Source organism: Arthrobacter sp. KBS0703, assembly GCF_002008315.2.
Lineage (GTDB): Bacteria > Actinomycetota > Actinomycetes > Actinomycetales > Micrococcaceae > Arthrobacter.
The window spans coordinates 775,189-795,551 of sequence record NZ_MVDG02000001.1 but is presented as its reverse complement, the minus strand read 5'-3'; the positions used below and the strand labels follow the sequence as shown (position 1 = coordinate 795,551).

The following is a 20,363-nucleotide window of genomic DNA, read 5'->3' as shown; positions in this document are numbered from 1 at the left end:
TTAGAGCAGCTTCTGTGCGGCCAGGAAGTCAACCAGCTTGATGCCGGCGTCGCCTTCGTCGGTGATGATGGTGCCCGCGGTGCGCGGCGGGCGTTCCTCAGCCGAAGTCACCGTGGTCCAGGATCCGGCGTGGCCCACCTGGGAGGGATCCACTCCAACGTCCGCCAGCGACAGTGTGGTGATGCTCTTGCGCTTGGCCGCGATGATGCCCTTGAAGTTGGGGTAGCGGGGCTCGTTGATCTGGTCCGTCACCGACACCACTGCTGGCAGCGGGGCTTCGACCGTCTCCGAGTGCGTGTCGGCGTCGCGGCGGGCGGTGATGCGTCCCCCGTCAACATCCAGCGACGACGCGAAAGTCACCTGCGGCAGGCCGAGGCGCTCAGCGAGCTGGGCCGGAACGAGTGACGTTTCGCCGTCGGTGGATGCCATGCCGGTCAGGACCAGGTCCACCGGGGTGTCCGCGCCGAGATGGCGGATCGCGGCGGCGAGCGCCAGCGAGGTGGCGGCTGCGTCAGAGCCGGCGAGTGCCTCGTCCGTGAGGTGGACGCCTTCGGACGCTCCGATCTGGAGGGACTTCTTGATGGCATTCACGGCGCCGGCCGGGCCCATGCTGAGGGCGATGACCTTGTTGCCCGCCTTGCTTCCGCCGCGCGCCTCGGTGAGCTGCAGTGCGGCTTCCAGGGCGTATTCATCCAGCTCGGACAGAATGCTCTCATCGCGGTCCGTGGTGTGGCCCTCGCCGCTGAGGTGCCGGTCAAACTGCGCGTCCGGCACATGCTTGACCAGGACGATGATCTTCAATGTCTCTTCCACTGTATTTACAGCAGCCTTCCATGCTTGTGGATAGCCAGCCGGGTGAGGTCATGGCCGCGGAACGCCCGGGATACGGGTAGCTCCTAGCTAACCATATAGGGGCGGCCCGATGACGCCCCGTTAACGCCTGTGTCAGAGGGCCGTTGCATTGGAAGCGGCGAGGTTCTTCCGCGTACGACGGCGGGCCGCGCCTCGCTGTCCATCGTCTGGGAGGCGCGGCCCGCCGCTACTGCTTGCTGCTTCCGCTGCTGTTCTGCTGCTGTCCTACTGCTCTGCGGCGGCGCCCAGCGTCACGTCCAACTGCTGCTCGCGGCCGTTCCGCTGGATGGTGATCTTGACCGTTGCGCCGGCCGGCTGTTCACGGACCGCTGCGGTGAGCTGGTTCGGGTCGCTGATGGCGAGGTCGTTGAACCGCGTCACGACGTCGCCGCTCCGGATGCCTGCCTTGGCCGCCGCCGAGCCCTGCTCCACCGTGTCGACATCCGCGCCCACGGAGAAGCCGGACGCCGAAGCAGCCTTCGCCTTGACGCTGACGCCCAGCTGGCCGTGGGTCGCCTTGCCATTGTCGATGATCTCCTGGGCCACGCGCTTGGCGTTGTTGATCGGGATGCTGAAGCCCACTCCGATGTTGCCTGTTCCGGTCGCTGCGGAGCTGCCGCCGGCCGACGCGATGGCGACGTTGACGCCGATCACCTCGCCCTTGCTGTTCACCAGGGCACCGCCGGAGTTACCGGGGTTGATGGCGGCGTCCGTCTGGATGACGTTGATGGCGATGGTTCCCTTGCTCGCGGAGCTTTGGCCCTGCCCCTGGCCCGGAGGAGCGAACTCGAAGCCCTGGTCTCCGCCCTGGGAATTGTCGGCGCCGCCCTTGGGTGCTGCCGAGGACGCAACGCTGATAGTCCGGTTGAGGGTGGATACGATACCGTCCGTCACGGTGCCCGTGAGGCCCAGGGGAGAGCCGATGGCCACTGCGGTGTCGCCGACGTTCAGCTTCCCCGAGTCACCGAGCGTGGCCGGCGTGAGCCCTGAGGGGTTGTCCACCTTGATGACGGCCAGGTCCGAGAGGGGGTCCGTTCCTACGATCTTCGCTGTCATGACGCGGCCGTCGTTCGTGCGGATTTCAATATCCGCGCTGGCCGCCGTGCCGTCCAGGGTCACCACGTGGGTGTTGGTGAGAATATGGCCCTGGTCGTCGAGGATGACACCTGAGCCGGTGCCGCCCTCGCTGCCGTTCGTGGCCTTGATCGTCACAACGCTCGGCGATGCCTTGACGGCAGCGGCCGTGATGGCGTTGACGTCATCCTTGTTGTTGACGATCACTGTCCCGGGCTGGCTGCCGGTGCTGACGGCTGGCGCCGTCCCGGCGACGAAGAGATTGCCGGCGCCGACCGTCGCCACCCCACCGCCAACGAGTCCTGCGGCGAGGATGCTGGCCACGAGCGTGCCAACGCCGAAACTGGCCTTGCGCCTGGGCGCGTTGGCCCGGTTGTCATAAGGGGCCGAGTGGGGGACGTGCTGGGCATAGGGAGACTGATGGGGCTGGCCCGGGCCCCCGGGATGCGGGGCGGACGCGAACTGCTGGGTTGCAGGCCCCGACTCGTGCCCGTAGAAAGGAGCGTGCTGGGGATATACGGGACGCGGCCCGTTGAAGGGCTCTGACTGCGGGTGGCCCTGGAGCTCGCCCGGAGCCTCCTGGTCCGGCCGGTCAAGCCGCATGGTGGGGTTGGCAGAGCCGGCGGGCAGGGCATCATCGCCGCCCATGTTATCGCGGCCCGCATCCCCGCCGCCCAGCTGTTCGGTGGGGTGGTCCCTGTAGTTTCCCTCCGGCTGACTTCCCTGAGATTGGAAACCCTCCTCGTGCGCAGGCCGAGCCGTGGGATCAGCGGGCCGCCCTGCAGGATCTCGGTTCTCAGGTGCTGCGCCCGGCACTGGGTTCTCAGTCATTGGACTTCCTTTCATCCTCGTCTGTATTAACTATGGACGATTCGACTGAAACTAAAATCGATGTTTGCTGGGAGGTTCCTGAATGTGCGCCGCGACCGCCCTTCCGAGGGGCGCCAAGCCGCAGCCGGGGCGTCGTCCTGGCTCTTGAGCGCTTTTCGCTGGTGGCATATTCCCTGCGGTGGACGGCCCCATTGGTGCACCATAGAATCAAGAAGAATTGCCACAGCGACCTGCGGCTTTACACCCGGCGTGGGGGCGCTGCTGCGTTCTGAGACGACTGTTCGTCCCGATACAGTCGCAGGTGTGCTGAAGGGTTGCCATGCGGTCAATGTTGAAACGTGTTCTCGCCGTGATCGGCCTGACTGGAATGCTGGCGTTTCCCGCCGCGGCAGCTTGGGCTGAGGATCCGGTACCCATCCCGTCCGGCCAGAACATCGTAGATAAGGCTAATGTCCTGGGCAGCCGCAAGGGTGAAGTCCAGGACGCCATCCAGAAGCTGCTCAAGGACCACAAGTACAACCTGTACGTGGTCACTGTGAATTCCTTTGAAAACCCCGCAAAGCCCGCGGACTGGGGCAAGGCCGTCGCCGAACAGAAGGGCATGGGCAGGGCTGATGTCCTCCTTGCCATCTCAACCGCCGGCCAGTACTACTTCGCCCCGAACTCGGCGAGTGCCATTGCCTCAAAGGCCGGGGCCATCTCACAAAACGCGGTCGCAGCCAACCTGGCTGGCGGAAAGAAGGACTACGCACAGGCTGCCATTGACACCGCGGCAGCCGTTGGTGATGCTGCCGGCGGCGGGAGCGGCACCGTTCCGTCCGGCGGCGGCGCCGGAACGGCCGTCCTCGTGGGTGCCGGCGTCCTGGCGGCAGGCGGTGCGGGAACCTATCTCTACCTCAGGAACCGCAGGAAGAAGGCCCAGGCGTCCAGCGCGAGCTACGGCCCGCAGGGCGCGGAGCTTGATCCCCTTGCTTCGTTGAGTGTCGACGAACTCCGCAAGAAGAGCGGCTCGCTGCTGATCGAGGCCGACGACGCCATCAAGTCCAGCGAGCAGGAGCTCGGCTTCGCAGAGGCCCAGTACGGTGAGTCCGCCGTCGGCAACTTCACCCGGGCGCTCCAGGAGGCCAAGGGGCATATGTCCGAATCCTTCAAGCTACAGCAGCAGCTGGACGACCACATTCCCGACACCGAGGAGCAGCAGCGCAGCTGGCTGGGCGAAATCATCCGCCGCTCCGAGGCAGCCCTGTCATCGCTCCAAGAGCAGAAGGCCGACTTCGACTCGCTCCGCGAACTGGAAAAGAACGCGCCGCAGGCCCTGGCCGCCGTCAACGCCGAGGCCGTGGACGCCGACGCGAAAATAGCGAAGGCTGAACAGACGCTGGCTGAGCTGCGCGGCAAGTACGCCGACAGCGCGCTCGTCCAGGTCGCGGACAACATCACCCAGGCCAAGGAACGCCTCGCCTTCGTTCAGAACGCTGGTGCCACCGCCCACGAAAAGCTCGAAACAGGCGAGGGAAGCCTTGCCGCCGTGGCGGTCCGTGCCGCCGAGGAGAGCCTGCATCAGACCAACGTGCTCCTGGGCGCCATTTCCAAGGTTGCCGGCAGCCTGGACGAGGCCCGGCAGGGACTCGAATCCGCAGTCGTGGACACGTCCCAGGACCTGGCCCAGGCGAAGGCCATGATCCAGACCGGCGAGCATCCGGAGCTTTCCGGCCCGGTAGCCGGCGTGGAAGCGGCACTGGCCCAGGTGAAGAGTGAAATCCAAGGCGGCAGGATTGACCCGATCGCCACGCTCGAGCGCGTCGAATCGGCGCACCGGACCCTGGACCAGGCCCTGAGCGGTATCCGTGACCAGCAAGAGCAGGCACGCCGTGCCCAGGCATCCCTGCAGCAGACCATCATGTCTGCACAGGCGCAGATCAGCGCGACCTCGGATTACATCACGGCCAGGCGCGGCGGGGTGGGTACTGAAGCCCGGACCCGGCTGGCGGAGGCCCAGCGCAACCTCGATTACGCGCTGTCCATCTCACGCAATGATCCCGTCACCGCACTGACGTACGCGCAGCAGGCGCACGCCCTCGCTGCCCAGGCCGCCCAGCTGGCCCAGTCCGACGTCGACAGTTTCGGCGGTTACGCCAATCAGGGCTATGGCAGGAACAGCATGTTCGGCGGCGGCGGAGGCGGCGGCCTGGGCGGCGCCATACTTGGCGGCATCCTCATCAACTCCATCCTGAACGGCGGCAGCGGCGGCGGCTGGGGTGGCGGTCACAGCGACGGCGGCGACGGCGGAGGCTGGGGCGGCGACTCAGGCGGCGGCTTCGGCGGCGGCGACTTTGGCGGCGGCGACTTCGGCGGAGGCGACTCCGGCAGTTTCTAGCAGGCAGCCAGCTCCAGTAGGGCAAAACTAGGCGCCGTGACGGTGAATCCGGCCGGCGGGTAGAAGCGGTATCAACTGTTCACTGAATTCAGTGGGACACACTGAGCAGGACGAAAGGTAACACCATGAAGCAGTCCATTTTCGGCCGCATGGCGCAGCTGGCAAAGGCCAACATCAACTCCTTGCTGGACCAGGCTGAGGATCCGCAAAAGATGCTGGACCAGATGGTCAGGGACTACACCAACAACATTGCGGAAGCCGAAGCTGCTGTGGCCCAGACCATCGGAAACCTGCGCATGCTCCAGGACGATTACAACGAGGACATCAAGAACGCCCAGGACTGGGGCAACAAGGCCCTGGCGGCGTCGCGCAAGGCCGATGAGTACCGGTCCGGCGGCAATGCAGCCGACGCCCAGAAATTCGACAACCTCGCGAAGGTTGCCCTGCAGCGCCAGATGTCCTCGGAGAACGAGGCAAGGGCAGCTGAACCCAACATTGCATCCCAGTCCGAGGTGGTGGACCGGCTCAAGACCGGCCTGGACCAGATGAAGGGGAAGCTCAACCAGCTCACCAGCAAGCGCAACGAGCTGGTTGCCCGTTCGAAGACGGCTGCCGCGCAGTCCCAGGTCCACGACGCCCTCAAGAGCATCGACTTCATGGACCCCACCAGCGAAGTCGGGCGTTTCGAGGAGAAAATCCGCCGCGAAGAGGCAAAGGTCCGCGGCCAGCAGGAGCTCGCGGCGTCGAGCCTTGACGCCCAGTTCAACCAGCTGGAGGATCTCGGCGAGCAGACGGAAATCGAGGCACGCCTGGCCGCTCTGAAGTCCGGAGGCGCCAAGCCTGCCATCGGCGCCGGAGCCAACGGTTCGGCGTCAGGATCGACCGTCGAAGAGGCTGACTTCGACAAGCTCTAGCCCCTTAACTAGCGACCTAACCGGGCGGAGGCCGGGGTCCCCAGGACCCCGGCCTCCGCTATGCCCGCGGCGTGTAGCGTGGAGCCATGGCTTCCACGATTGTCTGGCTCAGGGACGACCTTCGCCTCGACGACAACCCGGCCCTCGTTGCCGCGGCCTCCCTGCCGGATCCGCTGACCGTGGTCTACATCCTGGATGAGGTCTCTCCCGGAATCCGCCCGCTCGGCGGAGCCGCCAAATGGTGGCTTCACCATTCGCTGTCCGCTCTTGCCGCGGACCTGGAGTCGAACGGATCACGCCTGCTGCTCCGCCGGGGTGGCGCCGCCTCCGTCATCCGGGAACTGGCGGAGCAGACCGCTGCCGGGGCCATCTTTTGGAACCGGCGTTACGGGCTGCCGGAGCGGACGCTGGACGCCGGCATCAAGGAGTGGGCCACCGAACAGGGCATTGACGCCACGAGCCACCAGGCGAACCTGCTGTTCGAGCCGTGGACGGTCCGGACTGGCACGGGAGGCCCGTACAAGGTGTTCACGCCGTTCTGGCGTTCCTGCCTGGCCGGAGCAGAGCCCCGGCCACCTGCCGGCTCACCCGCTCAGTTTCCAAAACCCGCCACTGTGTCCGGCTCCGTGCCGGCCGGTGACGATCTCGACAGCTGGGGGCTGCTCCCCCGCAGCCCCGACTGGAGCGGGGGCCTCGCGGAGGCCTGGACGCCCGGCGAAGAAGGAGCCCACCGGCGGCTTGAGGACTTCCTGGACGGGCCTGTTGAAGAATACGGGACCGGACGGGACGTGCCCGGGGTAGAGGGCACAAGCCGGCTTTCCCCGTATCTTCGCTTTGGCGAGATCAGCCCGTTCCGGATCTGGCACGCGCTCCGCGAGCGGTTCCCGCGGCACGCTCCGGCCGACGTCGGTATTTTTCGAAGCGAGCTCGGCTGGCGTGAATTCTGCTGGCAGCTCCTGTACGAAAATCCTGGCCTGGCGACAGAGAATTACCGTCCCGAGTTCGACCGCTTTGCCTGGCAAACGCCGTCGGCGGCCGAACTGGCGGCGTGGCAGCAGGGTCGCACGGGGTATCCGCTCGTGGACGCGGGCATGCGGCAACTGTGGCAGACCGGCTGGATGCACAACCGGGTCCGCATGGCCGCGGCGTCGTTCCTGGTGAAGAACCTGCTGGCCGACTGGCGCCTGGGTGAGGCCTGGTTCTGGGACACACTCGTTGACGCCGATCCGGCCAGCAATCCGGCCAACTGGCAGTGGGTGGCGGGCTCGGGCGCGGATGCTTCGCCCTACTTCCGGATTTTCAATCCCGTGACGCAAAGCAAGAAGTTCGACGCCGGCGGCCGGTACCTTCGCGGGTTCATCCCGGAACTCGCCGCCCTGGATGACAGTGCCGTCCACGAGCCCTGGAAAAACCCGGCTGCGGCGCCGAACTATCCGGGCCCGCTGGTGGGCCTGCAGGAATCCCGCGAACGCGCGCTGGAGAGCTACCAGCAGCTCAAGGCGACCTGAGCGGCCCGCGGATCAGCGGCTGGTGACCTTGCCCATGAGGGAGGCAATGGGGCGCAGGAACAGCGGCCTGGCCAGGAACCACGCCCCGACCATTACCGCCACCGACGCGGCGAAGATCCAGAAACCCACCCAGCTCACGTCGTCGCTTCCGCCATACATGTGATTGAGGTTCCGCAGGGCGCCGGTGGCCAGGACCAGGAACACGTGGACAACGATGAACGCCACGAAGTAGATCATCACAGGGAAGTGCACTGCCCTGGCGGCCTCGATCGGGTAGGCCTTGTTGAGGGCGGCAGCTTTTTTGGGCCACGCGTTGGACATCCGCAGGCCGGTGATGAATGCCAGCGGAGCGGCGATGAAGACGGTCACGAAGTACGTCAGCAACTGCAGGGCGTTGTAGTTGACCCAGCCGTTTTCCGTGGGCCAGTTCAGCGACGCGTACTGGAGCACGGCGGAGGCTGCATTGGGGAAAACGTCCCAGCCGGTGGGCACGATCCGCATCCATTGACCGGTGGCGAACAGCAGGACCGCGAAGATCAGCCCGTTCAGGATCCAGAGCGCGTCCAGGGTCAGGTGGAACCACAGTTCCAGGCTGATTTTCGTGGGGGCGGTCTTGGTCCGGATGAGTCCCTTGTTGTTGCGGGTCCAGTAGCCGCCCGGCCGCATAGTGGTCCGCACCTGCCACCCGGTGCGGATGATGAGCAGGAGGAAGAAGGCGTTCAGGAAGTGCTGCCACGCCAGCCACGCGGGGAAACCGACGGGAGCACCGGCCGGCAGCTCCGAGTGCCCCGGGTAGTCCGTCATGAAGGACCGGACCGCGGGCAGGCCCGTGAGCCACTTGGCGAGAAGGACCACCAGCACCATGGCCACAAGCGCCGCAGGCACCGCCCAGTAGAGCCTGGACCGCTTGCCCTTCGAAGTGCCGGACTTGTTCTTCGTTGTGGACATCGAACTACATTCCTCTCGAGAATGACTGACCAGTGTGGGTGCCGCGCGCTTGCCAGGAATTCCGGGCCCTGCGAAAGAGAATACTAGGAACTGCTAGCACTTGGACAACGGCCCGGCAATGCAAGAGGCCCCGACCGGATTATCCCCGGTCAGGGCCTCTTTGTGGTTGCGGGGACAGGATTTGAACCTGTGACCTCTGGGTTATGAGCCCAGCGAGCTACCGAACTGCTCCACCCCGCGTCGCAAGAACAACTCTACCGTCCGGTGAACGGGAGGCCAAATCGCGGCGACGTGATCTGCGTCTCCGGCGCCTTCGCCGCCGGGCGGGAAATGCGAAAAGCCGGTCCCGCTCCCCTTCCGGGGGTGCGGGACCGGCTTCCTCACGTGCTGGCCATTGACCGTTCGCGTGCGGCTGCTTAGCCGCTAACTGCTCGGCGTCGGCGTCGGCGTGGCAGACGGTGACGTCGGAGTGCTGGCAGTGCCGGTGCCGGGAATCCTGGCCTCGGCGTCCAGCGCCTTCTTCAACGCCGCCGCCAGCTTCTTCTGCTGTTCGCCGTAGGCCGCGAAATCGCCCTTCGCCAAAGCCTCCTGGCCGGCCTTGATGGCGGCGTTGGCTTCGTCCAGGGCGGCCTTCAGCGCAGCCTTGGCACCCACCTCGCCCGTTGCCGGAGGCGTCGTGCCGCCGGGCGGCGTGGACGTCTGCCCGTTGTTGTCCTTGTCTCCGGCCGTCGCCCCGGAATTGCCGCCGAACAACTGGTTCAGGGCGGCATCCAAGGTGGGCGCGAAGCCGATCTTGTCGCCAAAGGCCACCAGCACCCGCTGCAGGGTCGGGTAGGACGTCTCACCCGTGGACTTGAGGTAGACAGGCTGGATGTACAGCATGCCGCCACCGGCCGGCAGCGTCAGCAGGTTGCCGTTCAGCACGTCGGAGGCACCCTGCCGCAGCAGGTTCAGTGCCTGCGACACCGTCGGATCAGAGTTGAACTTGTTCTGTGCCTGGCCTGGGCCCGGAACCTGGGCCTCCGGCGGAACCTGCAGGAGCCTGAGCTCACCGTATGAACCGGCCTTCACGCCCTTCTTACTGCCCGCGTCCGAATCGGCGGCCAGGAATCCATAGAGCACGTTGCGGGCATTCCCGTCCACCACCTGGGGAATATAGGCCGATGTCAGCTGGAACGCCGGCGTCTTCTGGTCCGGCATCTGCAGCGACATGTAGAACGGCGGCTGCTTGACCGGATCCGAAACGGTGGGATCGTTGGGAACGCTCCACGCGTCGTCGTTCTTGTAGAAGCTCACGGGGTCCGTCACGTGGTAACGCCCCAGGAGCTCACGCTGAACCTTGAACAGGTCCTCCGGGTAGCGGACGTGGCTCATGACGTCCGCAGACATCTCCGAGAAGGGCTTCAGGGAAGTGGGGAAGACCTTCTGCCAGGCCTTCAGAAGGGGATCCTGATCGTCCCACGCGTAGAGGGTGACGGAGCCGTCGTAGGCATCCACGGTCGCCTTGACGGAGTTGCGGATGTAGTTCACCGAGCTGTTGGGCAGTGCAACATTGCGGCCGGCGGTGGTCTGAGAGTCCTTGGTGGCGTCCGACAGCTGTTCCTGCTGGGAGTACGGGTAGTACTGGCTGGTGGTGTAACCGTCCACGATCCACTTGACCCGGCCGTCGACGACGGCGGGGTACGCGTTTCCGTCAACGGTCAGGTAAGGCGCCACTTTCTGCACGCGTTCACGGGGGTTGCGCTCGTACAGGATCTGCGAAGCGTCGTTCACGCCGTCGGAAAGCAGGAGGTCCGAGGACTGGAACTTGATCGAGTACAGGACCCGGTTGAAGAAGCTTCCGACATTGGGGCCGCCGTTGCCCGTGAAGGTGTACTGGGTCTCGCCGCCCTCCTTGGACGCGGGCCTGTCCTGCTCACGATGCGCCGCGCCCTCCGGCGCTCCCACGATCGAGTACTCCGGAGAGTCCTCGCCGAAGTAGATTCGCGGCTCGTAGGTCTTGTCGTTGCCGAGGACACCCGTGGACGGGATGCCGGACTGCAGGAACTCGGGCTTTCCGTCCGCCGTGAACTTGTTGCCCTTGGCAGCGACCACGCCATAGCCGTGGGTGTATACGACGTGACGGTTCAGCCAGGACTGCTGATCCGGGCTGAGGCCCTCGGGATTGAGCTCGCGCACCGCGATGACGGTGTCCTGCACCTTGCCGTTGACCAGGTACCGGTCCACGTTGAGGGCCTTGGGGAACTGGTAGTACGGACGGAACTGTTCGAGCTGCGAGAAGGCGTCCGAAATCAGGTTCGGGTCCAGGAGCCGGATATTGGCGGTGGTCTGGGCGTCCGGCGCCAGCGCCCCGGCTGAGGTGGTGGTGGTGGCGTTGTACCGCTGCACCTTGACCTGGTCGAGACCGTACGCCGAACGCGTCATTCCGATGTTGCGCTCGATAAATTCCCGTTCCAGCGTCTGCTCCGAGGGACGCACCTGGAACTGCTGGATCACCCAGGGGTACACGCCGCCGGCGAGGATGGACGTGATGACCAGCATGGCCGTACCGATGACGGGCAGCCGCCACTTTCCGATGACCGCGGCCACGATGTAGAGGATGGCGACGAGGACAGCCGCTACGGCCAGGATGGCCTTGGTGGGGATGACGGCGTTGACGTCCGTGTACAGCGCGCCGGCCCACCGGCCGCCGCTGTTCTGCACGGCGGCGTAGCGGTCCAGCCAGAAGTTTACGCCGAGGAGGATCAGGAACGATGCGCCCGTCACGGCGAGGTGGATCTGGGCGGCGCGGCTCGTGAAGATGCCGCGCTCCATGATCCGGATGCTGCCGTAGAGGTAGTGCGTCAGGATGCCGGCAATGCCGGCCACGATTGCCACGCTGATCAGGAATCCGGTGACGAAGCCCAGGAACGGCAGCGTCATCAGGTAAAAGCCGATGTCCAGCCCGAACGCGGGATCGTTCTGGCCGAAGGGCTCCTGGTTGAAGAACAGAAGGACTTTCTGCCACTGGCTGGAGGCCGCGCTGCCGGCGAAGAGGCCGAACAGCACGGGAAGTCCGATCATGACCACACGGCGAACGGGCTCCAGCTGGGCCTGGTACCGGTTGAGGTTGTCGCGGATTTCAGAGTCCGGAGCATAAACCGGGCGGGCATGGTAGGCGATCCGGATGGCGAAGAAAACGCCGGCGAACATGATGGCGAATCCAACGGCAAAGATGCCGATCCTGGCGAGGTTTTCCGTCAGGAACACTTCGAAGAAGCCAAGCTGCTGGTACCAGAGGACGTCCGTCCACACGTTGGCGAAGAAAATGAATCCGACGACAACCAGCGCTACGACAATGAGCGTCGGCGTCAAGGCACCGCGCCTTGGTTGGAGTCTTCCGGGCGGGGTGGGGCTGGCAGGACGGGACAAACTCTGTACCTCATAGCTTTGTCAGTTGCTGATCGTATTTTCAGTTTTCAGGTGACAGCAACATGCCCGGTGCCGGGCGCCCGCGGGCACCCTGCACGTGTCAGCTTGCGCTGTCCGACGGCCCGCGTGGCAACGGCTGTCAATTACTGCCACGAGTGAAGCCCGGCCATAGTTCCTAGGTTTAGTCTAGTTGTTGGTGCAGCCCGGAAGGCCCGATGTGTCGCCGTCCTTTGCGGCCAGTTCGACCGCACGGCGCGCCTCGTCCAGGTTCTCCACTTTGACCACCTGGAGACCGTCCGGAATGTGCCCGGTGACCTCGGCACAGTTCGCTGCGGGTGCGAGGAACATCGTGGCGCCGGCGGCCCGCGCGCCATGCATCTTCACGGCAACTCCCCCGATGGGCCCCACGGCGCCTTCGGGTGTGATGGTGCCCGTCCCCGCGATGTGTTTTCCGCCGGTGAGGTCTCCGGGCGTCACGGTATCGATGATTCCCAGGGCGAACATCATTCCTGCGCTGGGGCCGCCCACCTTGTCGAGCGAAATTTTCACGTCGAACGGAAAGGTAAACCGGTACTTGAGCAGGACGCCCAGGATGTAGCGCCCCGATTCGCTCCGGGCCGGCGTTACGGTTTCCGTGACCGGCTTCCCGCCACGGTCCACGACGACGGCGACCGGCTTGCCCTTGCCGGCGGCCAGTTCCTCCTGGATCACCGTCAGTGACGTGACCGCCTTGCCGTTGATCGAGGCGAAGACGTCTCCCGCCTTGAGCTTGCCCGCGGCGGCTGAGCCGTCAGAAAGATCGGCGACTTCCAGTTTCTGCCCGTACGGGATGTCGAGTTCGTGCAGCGCCGACGCCACGGCATTCTCCTGCGACGTGGTCATGGCCACGGCGCTCTCCTGCTGCGACTGTTCCTTGGTGACGCCCGTCGGGAAGATCAGTTCCTGCGGATAGACGGCCTTCGAGCCGTCGAGCCAGGCGGAGAAGGCCTCGAAAACGCTGACCGGACCATTGGGCCCTCCGTCCACGTAGACGGTGGTGAGGTCAAGGTTTCCCTTCGCAGGGAACGTCTCGTGCCCGGTGACACTGATGACGGGCTTGGCGTTGTCACTGGCCAGGGTGTTGAACGTGGGCCCCGGCGACTCCACCACGTACGGGACCGGCAGGACGGCGGCTGTCACGCCGAGTCCGAGGGCAAGGAGTCCGGCGAGCATCATGGTCGAGACCCGGGGGTCGCGCGCCGACTTGGGCGTGCCGTGCATTTCCGCGCCGGCCGGCTCGCCGCTGCCCGTGGCAGCCGCGGACTCCTCTGAGGGCTGGTCGCCCTTGGTAATCGTCACTGAAGGACCTCTCCCCACCGCGTTTGTAGCTCGCGGCACCGTGGCGGCGGCCAGCGGACAGCCGTGGCACAACCTGCAAACATTCCGATTTCTAACACTACGCGTCCGCGCCGGGTGAAAGCTCTTTGCCTACAGCGAACGGACCCCCATTCGGCAGACAGCCGCCCGCCCGCGGGGTAGCGTGAAGGTTGATCAGTAGTCACACCGACGATCGGCGGGATCATGACCTCCAACCCACTCAATCCGCCTAACGGCGAAGAAAACCCGAAGGATCCGCTGGCAGAAATGCTGCAGAACCTCATGGGCGGCAAGGGCATGGGCGACATCGACCCCGCCGAATTGGCGAAAGCGGCCGGGCTCCCCGACGATCCCAACCTGCTGGCACAGATGTTTTCACAGGTGCAGGCCATGATGAGCGCCCCGTCCGAGGGACCCGTCAATTGGAAACTGGCCCACGACAACGCCCGTCGTGTTGCCGCCAGCAGTTCTGATCCGTCCGTCACGACGCCGCAGTCACGCGAGGTGGACGAGGCCCTGCGGCTTGCCGAACTGTGGCTGGACCCGGTCACCGACCTGCCGGCGACGGGCCTGATCGGCCGCGCCTGGTCGCGTGCAGAGTGGGTCGAGGAAACGCTCGGAACCTGGAAGCGGCTTACGGAGCCGGTGGCCAACAGCATCGCCAACGCGTTGTCCAGCGCAATGACCGAGCAGATGCCCGAGGAAATGAAGTCCATGATGGGCGGCGCTTCCTCCATGCTGCAGAACATGGGCGGCGCCATCTTCGGCATGCAGCTGGGTCAGGCCATCGGTGCACTGTCCGCCGAGGTGGTCAGTTCAACTGACATCGGCGTTCCGCTGGCCGACCTGGAAATGGCGTTGCTTCCGGGCAACGTGGCAAAGTTCGGCGAGGGACTCAGCCTGCCGGAGAACGACATTCGCCTGTTCCTTGCTGTCCGCGAGGCCGCCCACGCCCGGCTGTTCGTCCAGGTCCCGTGGCTGCGGGGGCACCTGCTGGGCGCCATCGAGGCCTACGCCCGAGGCATCCACATCGACACGTCCCGGATTGAAGAGCTCGCCCGGGACCTCGACCCCAGCAACCCCGAAGGAATTCAGGAGGCCCTTTCGCAGGGTGTCTTCATGCCCCAGCGGACCCCGGCCCAGGAGCAGGCCCTCCAGAAACTGGAGACCGCCCTCGCCCTGGTTGAAGGATGGGTTGACGAACTCACCGCGGCGGCCACCGAGAAGGTCCTCCCGTCCGCCGCCGCCCTCCGCGAAACCGTCCGGCGCCGCCGCGCCACCGGCGGCCCTGCCGAACACGCCTTCGCCTCCCTGGTGGGACTGGAACTGCGCCCCCGGCGCCTCCGCGAGGCCGCAACACTGTGGGCGTCCTTGAAGGAAGAGCGCGGCATTGATGGCCGCGATGCCATCTGGAAGCATCCCGACCTGCTCCCCACGGCCGAGGACCTCGATGACCCCAAGGGCTTCAGCGAACGCCGCAAGCTGGCCGAAGCCAGCGACAGCGAGGTGGACGACGCACTCACGAAACTGCTGAACGGCGGCTTCGACAGCCCCGAAGCCGGGCCCGCCGAGGATTCCGGCGCCCCGGAGGATGGTGTGGCAGAGGATAGCGGCACCGCGGAGGATGACGGCACCGATGGCGCTGCTCCCGACGCCAAGGACAAGTAGGAACAGTCCAACCAGGACCGTCCGAAGCAGGAACCGCTCCGGCAGGGGCTAGGGGCCGACGGCGGCGGGCTGGCCGGCGTCGTCGGCCAGCCCATGCTGGCCGTCGGCGGGCAACCCGCGGGCCGTGGCGAACGCCACGCCCTCCAGGAACGCCTTGGCGCGTGCGGTCTCGGGGTAAGCCTCCAGCAGCTTCCAGAAGGCTGCGTTGTGACCGGCCACGAGCAGATGCGCCAGTTCATGGAGCAGCACGTAGTCGATGACCCACTGCGGCATGGGACGGAGCTTGTCCGAAAGCCGGATGGAGCCGTCGGCGGGCGTGGCCGAACCCCAGCGCGAGTTCTGGTTGCTGACCCAGCGGACCGACGTCGGCCGGGCCCTGCCACCCAGGTATGTTGCCGAGAGGTGGGCGGCGTGGCCGGCCAGGGCGGCATCCGACGAGGGGCGACGGCCCGAGCCGTTGGACTTCTTGTCGCCCTGGGTCCTGAGCTTCTCCAGCATCCGCCGCACCCATTCGGCTTCCTGGGCCCTGCTGAAGTGGGCGGGGATCGCCACGACCGCCGTGCCGTTCTCCCAGAAGGCGGCAACGGTGCGACGCCGGCGGCCCGACCGGCGCACCACAACGGGGGCGCCGTCGTGCGTCGTCTGCGGTGTGCCGGGCATCAGAGCGTGGTGCTTTCCACCAGGACCGCCAGGACGGCTTCGCCGTACTTCTCCAGTTTGGAGGGGCCGACGCCGGCGAGGCGGGCCAGTTCCTCGAGCGACACCGGCCGCGCTTCGGCAATCGCGGTGAGGGTTGCATCGGTGAAGACCACGAAGGCCGGAACTTCGGCCGACAACGCGACTTCCTTGCGCCACTCCCGGAGCGCGTTGAAGGTTTGCTCCTCGTAGGTGGGCGGGCATTGGCTGCAGCGGCCCACCTTCCGTTCGGCGCCGCTGGCCAGCATGCTGCCGCAGACCCGGCAGGACGCGGGCGTGGCTGCCTTCCGCTTGGGCAACGGTCCCTTGCCGCGGGCGCTGGAACTTGCCACGGAGTCGGGCCGGAGTCCGTCCAGGAAGCGTGACGGTTTCCGGTTGGCGCGGCCGCCCGGTGTCCGCGCGGTGGACCAGGACAGCGCCAGGTGCTCGCGCGCACGGGTTATGCCGACGTACAGCAGGCGGCGTTCCTCGTCCACAGCCTCCGCAGTATCGGCGAACGAAATGGGCATGAGCCCTTCGCTCAGCCCCACCAGGAACACGGCATCCCACTCCAGGCCTTTTGCGGCGTGCAGTGACGCCAGCGTGACGCCCTGCACCGTGGGCGCGTGCTGGGCCAGCGACCGCTCCTGGAGCTCGTTGACGAAGTCCGAGAGGCTGAACTGCGGGCCGCGGCTCAGCACGAGCTCATCCGCCAGGGCCACCAGGGCCGCCAGGGATTCCCAGCGCTCGCGCAGCGCGCCTCCGCTGTGGGGGGCGGCGTCCGTGTACCCCAGCGATGCAACGATGTCGCGGACGAGCTGGCCCTGTCTCTTATACACATCGAGATGTGTATAAGAGACACTCCGCGACGGCGCGGGTGGCCGCGCGCAGCTGGAGGATGGCGTCGCGCACTTCCTTGCGGGCGAAGAACCGTTCGCCACCGCGCAGCTGGTAGCCGATTCCCGCGGAGGCCAGGGCCTGCTCGTAGGCCTCGGACTGCCCGTTGGTGCGGAACAGGATGGCGATTTGGCTGGCCGGCGTGCCGGCGTCGAGCAGGCCGCGGATCTTGGCGGCGACTGTGGCAGCCTCGGCTTCGTCGTCCGAGCACTCGGTGAACTGCGGCGCCGGTCCGGCGTTCCGCTGCGCAACCAGCTTCAGCGGCGCCGCCCACGCGGCGTCCGCGGCCGGGCCTCCGCTGCGGCGGGCCGCCAGGAGGTCATTGGCCAGCTTTACCACCTGGGGCGTGGAGCGGTAGTCGCGGATCAGCTTGACCACGTTGGCGTTCGGATACAGGGCCTTGAAGCCGAGCAGATGGCGGGGGGACGCGCCGGTGAACGAATAGATGGTCTGGCTGGCATCGCCCACCACGCACAGTTCATCCCGGCCGCCCAGCCACAGCTCCAGGAGGCGTTGCTGCAGCGGGGACACGTCCTGGTACTCGTCCACGACGAAATGCCGATACTGTTCCCGGACCGTGGCGGCGACCTTCGGGTCTTCCTGGAGGATGCCCACGGTAATCAACAGGACGTCCTCGAAGTCGATGACGTTGCGGTCGGTCTTGACGTCCTCGTATGACTGGAAGACCCGGGCGACGGCGGTGAGGTCGAAGCCTCCGGGGTTGCCCCGGTCCTGGGCGTTCTCCAGATAGTTGGCCGGCGTCAGCATGGACACCTTGGCCCACTCGATCTCCGACGCCAAATCCCTGATGGACGCCCGGTCCGTGCTGAGCCGCAGCCGGCGGGCGGCCTCGGCGATCATCTGTGCTTTGTGGTCCAGAAGGTTTGGCAGTGTCCCGCCGACAGCCTGCGGCCAGAAAAACTGGAGTTGCCGAAGCGCCGCGGCGTGGAACGTCCGGGCCTGGACGTTGCCGACGCCGAGGTCACGCAGCCTGCTGCGCATTTCCGCGGCAGCACGTGCCGTGAAGGTGACCGCCAGCAGCCGCTGCGGACTGTATACCCCGGAATGCACTCCGTAGGCGATCCGGTGCGTGATGGCACGGGTCTTGCCGGTTCCGGCCCCCGCGAGAACGCAGAGCGGGCCGGTCAGGGTGCTGGCCACCTCCCGCTGTTCGGCGTCGAGGCCGCCGAGGATGCGGTCCTCCAGGGAGTCGTTGCCGTCAGGAATTTCTGTAGTCACTTCTGCTGCTCAGTCGATGGGATGGATGGGGTTGTCCCGGTCATTCGTCGGCGGGCCGGTCCTGGATAACGCCGCCGTACCAGTGTTCGATCAGCGACCGGGCGATGGACAGCCTGGTGGAAATGACAATCTCGCCGCTCAGCACAGCGTTCTGGAGTTCCTCCCGGCTGAACCACCGGGCCCGGGTGACCTCAACGCCGTCGGGCTTTGCCTCGGAGTCATCCGTGACGGCGGTGAAACCGAGCATGAGTGATGCAGGGAAGGGCCAGGACTGGGATCCGAGGTACTGGCAGGCCCTGACGCGCACGCCCACTTCCTCGCGGATTTCGCGGACCACGGCCTGTTCGAGCGACTCCCCCGGTTCCACGAAGCCGGCAAGTGTTGAGTAGTTCTTTGCATCGAGCGGGCCGCCGCCGCCAAGGAGCAGGCGCCCGTCCGGTCCTACCACGGTGACGATGATCGCGGGATCGGTCCGGGGATAGTGTTCGGAGTTGTCTTCCGGGCAGCGCCGGACCCATCCGCCGGTTTCCACGGTGGTCTGGGCGCCGCACCTGGGGCAGTGCGTGTGGCTGCCATGCCAGTTGGCGATGGCGCTGGCCTCAACGAAGAGGGCCGTATGGGTCGGGTCCAGCCGGGCGGCAACGTCGCGGAATCCTTCCCAGGTGGCGCCCGCGGGGAGTCCTGCGGTGCCGGGATCGACCGGGGCGGGCAGGATGAACAGCAGGATCTCAGTCCCTGCCGGGAGATCCGAATTCTCCAGGGCAGAGCCGAGGTAGACGATGAGCGAGGGCCCGGAATCCGCACTGCGGAGCCGGTCCAGCAGCCGGGCGGCGTCCGTCAGGACGAGGGCGTCGTCGTGAATGACGGCGTGCCTGCCGGACAGGACCATGGCTTGCGTGCCGCCGCGTGCCAGGAGGTCTTCGACGAGGTTGGGCTTCATCCGTTCAACTGATCCGCGGTTCACCAGGGCCGGGCGCACCGGCAGCACGGTGTCGAAAAGGTGGTTGGCCGCCAAATCACCCTTGGGCAGCTGATTTTCCGGCGCCTTGCCCAACTGCTGACTGACCGGCGCAGCGGCCTCCGCATGACTCATGTATCCACCGTACTGACTCGGGGTGACAATTCACATTTCCAGGAGGCGCCGGGCGGCCCGCTTTGGACAGCGGCCGGCTCATATTTCGGCTGGATCTCAAGACTCGCCGCGACACATCGCCGTCTTGAACGCGAGTCAATCTACCGTGGAACCGTGAGAAGAGAACCGATCGAATTGGCAGCTGTGGCAACCGCGGCAGTCCCCGGACTGAGCCCGACCGCCGTGAGTTCCGCACCGGACGATCCGGCGGACTTTGATTCGGCTCTCCTGCTCGACTCCGAGGGAAAGCGCTGGCGGGTCCGTTCGCCCCGGCATGCGGAGGCGAGCACACGGCTCGAGACGGAGTTCCTGGTGCTGCGCGCCTTCGCCCCCGCCATCCGGGCGGAGCTTCCCTTCCTGATGCCCACCGTGGCCGGGACCGTCCGCCAGCAGAATCTGAGCACGTTCGTCTACTCCCACCTCAATGGCTCCACCCGCACAGTGGAGGAGTTGACTGCGGGGTCCCAGGAACTGGCGAAGGAAATCGGAACTGCCCTGGCCGCCATCCATGATTTGCCCCGTGCCCTGGTCAGCAACGCCGACCTGCCGAGCTACACCCCCAATGAGTTCCGCCAGCGCAGGCTGAACGAGCTCGACATGGCCGCAACGACGGGAAAGATTCCGCCCCTGCTTCTCCGCCGCTGGGAGCACGCCATGGAAGACGTGTCACTGTGGCGCTTCAATCCGTGCGTGGTCCACGGCGACCTTCACGAGGACAACCTGCTCGTCGACGAGGACCGGGTCACGGCCGTCACCGGCTGGACCGACCTGCGAATCGGCGACCCCGCCGATGACCTTGCCTGGCTCGTGGCATCCAACGAGCATGAGTTCGTTGAAGCCGTGGTGCGCCACTACACCGAACACCGGCGCGACGCGCCCGACAGCCATCTGCTCCGAAGGGCGGCCCTGTCCGCGGAATTCGCGTTGGCGCAGTACCTTGTCAAGGGAATTGCAGCCGCTGACGCCGAGATGATTTCCGAGGCGGAAGGCATGCTGGCCACGCTGGCGGACGACATCGCCGAGCACGGCGGGCAGCCCATCAGCGTGGAGCCCCTGCCGTCACCGGCTGCACCGGGTTCCGCAGCGCCGGACCCGGCTTCAGCCGGCCCGGTTTCGGTCGGTCCGATTTCGGTCGAGCCGGTTTCCGCCGAGCTGATTGCCGCACCGGCGAACACCGACGTCTCCGAGCCGATGCCGGCCGTGCACGTCATGCCCATCCCGGCTGACGAGGACCCAACCTCCAATGCACCGGACGCTCCGGCCGCCGGGGACGTTCCGGACACCGTGGACGCGGACGGAAGCATCGACGGTGACGGAAGCGTGGACGGACAGTCCGGCCCGGACGCAGAAGACCACCCGGACGACGCCGAGGCAGCGACGCAGCCCACGCCGCTTTCTGCCGATGACACCTCCACCACAGCCATCAACATCGTCGACGCCAAGGCGCCCTGATCCGAGGACTCGAGGTCCAAGGGGCCTAA

12 protein-coding genes, 1 tRNA gene and 1 pseudogene are annotated in these 20,363 nt (G+C 66.2%); 5 read left to right on the top strand and 9 right to left on the bottom strand.

The window, feature by feature from the left end; all coding sequences use genetic code 11:
• Entirely contained in the window at positions 1 to 801 is an 801-nt protein-coding gene (locus tag B1A87_RS03770) for an electron transfer flavoprotein subunit beta/FixA family protein (protein WP_078028048.1), read from the bottom strand.
• A 276-nt stretch (positions 802 to 1,077) separates the two neighbouring features.
• On the bottom strand, positions 1,078 to 2,757 hold the full coding sequence (locus B1A87_RS03765; protein ID WP_078028049.1) for a S1C family serine protease: 1,680 nt from the start codon (positions 2,755 to 2,757) through the stop codon (positions 1,078 to 1,080).
• Between the two features lie 319 nt (positions 2,758 to 3,076).
• Between B1A87_RS03765 and B1A87_RS03760 the strand changes: the two genes are divergently transcribed.
• From B1A87_RS03760 to B1A87_RS03750, 3 genes are all read left to right on the top strand, one after another.
• The gene (locus B1A87_RS03760; RefSeq protein ID WP_078028050.1) at positions 3,077 to 5,134 is read left to right on the top strand and encodes a TPM domain-containing protein; all 2,058 of its coding nucleotides are present in this window, start codon (positions 3,077 to 3,079) and stop codon (positions 5,132 to 5,134) included.
• Between the two features lie 125 nt (positions 5,135 to 5,259).
• Positions 5,260 to 6,048, top strand: a complete 789-nt coding sequence (locus tag B1A87_RS03755; protein ID WP_078028051.1) for a PspA/IM30 family protein — start codon at positions 5,260 to 5,262, stop codon at positions 6,046 to 6,048.
• 86 nt (positions 6,049 to 6,134) lie between these two features.
• Positions 6,135 to 7,556 carry a deoxyribodipyrimidine photo-lyase gene (locus B1A87_RS03750; RefSeq protein WP_078028052.1) on the top strand — a complete coding sequence of 474 codons (1,422 nt, stop codon included), beginning with the start codon at positions 6,135 to 6,137 and terminating at the stop codon, positions 7,554 to 7,556.
• Between the two features lie 12 nt (positions 7,557 to 7,568).
• Here the strand turns inward: B1A87_RS03750 and B1A87_RS03745 are convergent, their stop codons facing one another.
• The 4 genes from B1A87_RS03745 to B1A87_RS03730 form a co-directional block, all read right to left on the bottom strand.
• Positions 7,569 to 8,504 (bottom strand): cytochrome b/b6 domain-containing protein, encoded by a 936-nt coding sequence (locus tag B1A87_RS03745; RefSeq protein ID WP_078028053.1) that lies wholly within the window; start codon positions 8,502 to 8,504, stop codon positions 7,569 to 7,571.
• 163 nt (positions 8,505 to 8,667) lie between these two features.
• Positions 8,668 to 8,744 (bottom strand) — tRNA-Met (locus tag B1A87_RS03740).
• 183 nt (positions 8,745 to 8,927) lie between these two features.
• Positions 8,928 to 11,915, bottom strand: a complete 2,988-nt coding sequence (locus B1A87_RS03735) for a UPF0182 family protein (protein ID WP_078028054.1) — start codon at positions 11,913 to 11,915, stop codon at positions 8,928 to 8,930.
• Between the two features lie 186 nt (positions 11,916 to 12,101).
• The gene (locus tag B1A87_RS03730; RefSeq protein ID WP_185982227.1) at positions 12,102 to 13,253 is read right to left on the bottom strand and encodes a PDZ domain-containing protein; all 1,152 of its coding nucleotides are present in this window, start codon (positions 13,251 to 13,253) and stop codon (positions 12,102 to 12,104) included.
• A gap of 222 nt (positions 13,254 to 13,475) precedes the next feature.
• Between B1A87_RS03730 and B1A87_RS03725 the strand changes: the two genes are divergently transcribed.
• Entirely contained in the window at positions 13,476 to 14,939 is a 1,464-nt protein-coding gene (locus tag B1A87_RS03725) for a zinc-dependent metalloprotease (protein ID WP_078028055.1), read from the top strand.
• 48 nt (positions 14,940 to 14,987) lie between these two features.
• Here the strand turns inward: B1A87_RS03725 and B1A87_RS03720 are convergent, their stop codons facing one another.
• The 3 genes and pseudogenes from B1A87_RS03720 to nudC form a co-directional block, all read right to left on the bottom strand.
• A complete protein-coding gene (locus B1A87_RS03720) occupies positions 14,988 to 15,599 on the bottom strand; it encodes a M48 family metallopeptidase (RefSeq protein ID WP_078028056.1) in 612 nt (203 codons plus the stop codon).
• A pseudogene (locus B1A87_RS03715) lies at positions 15,599 to 17,750 on the bottom strand (ATP-dependent DNA helicase UvrD2). The gene B1A87_RS03720 and the pseudogene B1A87_RS03715 overlap by 1 nt, the downstream one beginning before the upstream one ends.
• Before the next feature lie 40 nt (positions 17,751 to 17,790).
• Positions 17,791 to 18,843: an NAD(+) diphosphatase gene (gene nudC, locus B1A87_RS03710; RefSeq protein WP_078028058.1), complete on the bottom strand. Its 1,053-nt coding sequence runs from the start codon at positions 18,841 to 18,843 to the stop codon at positions 17,791 to 17,793.
• Between the two features lie 153 nt (positions 18,844 to 18,996).
• Between nudC and B1A87_RS03705 the strand changes: the two genes are divergently transcribed.
• The gene (locus B1A87_RS03705; protein WP_078028059.1) at positions 18,997 to 20,334 is read left to right on the top strand and encodes a macrolide 2'-phosphotransferase; all 1,338 of its coding nucleotides are present in this window, start codon (positions 18,997 to 18,999) and stop codon (positions 20,332 to 20,334) included.
• Positions 20,335 to 20,363 lie beyond the last annotated feature (29 nt).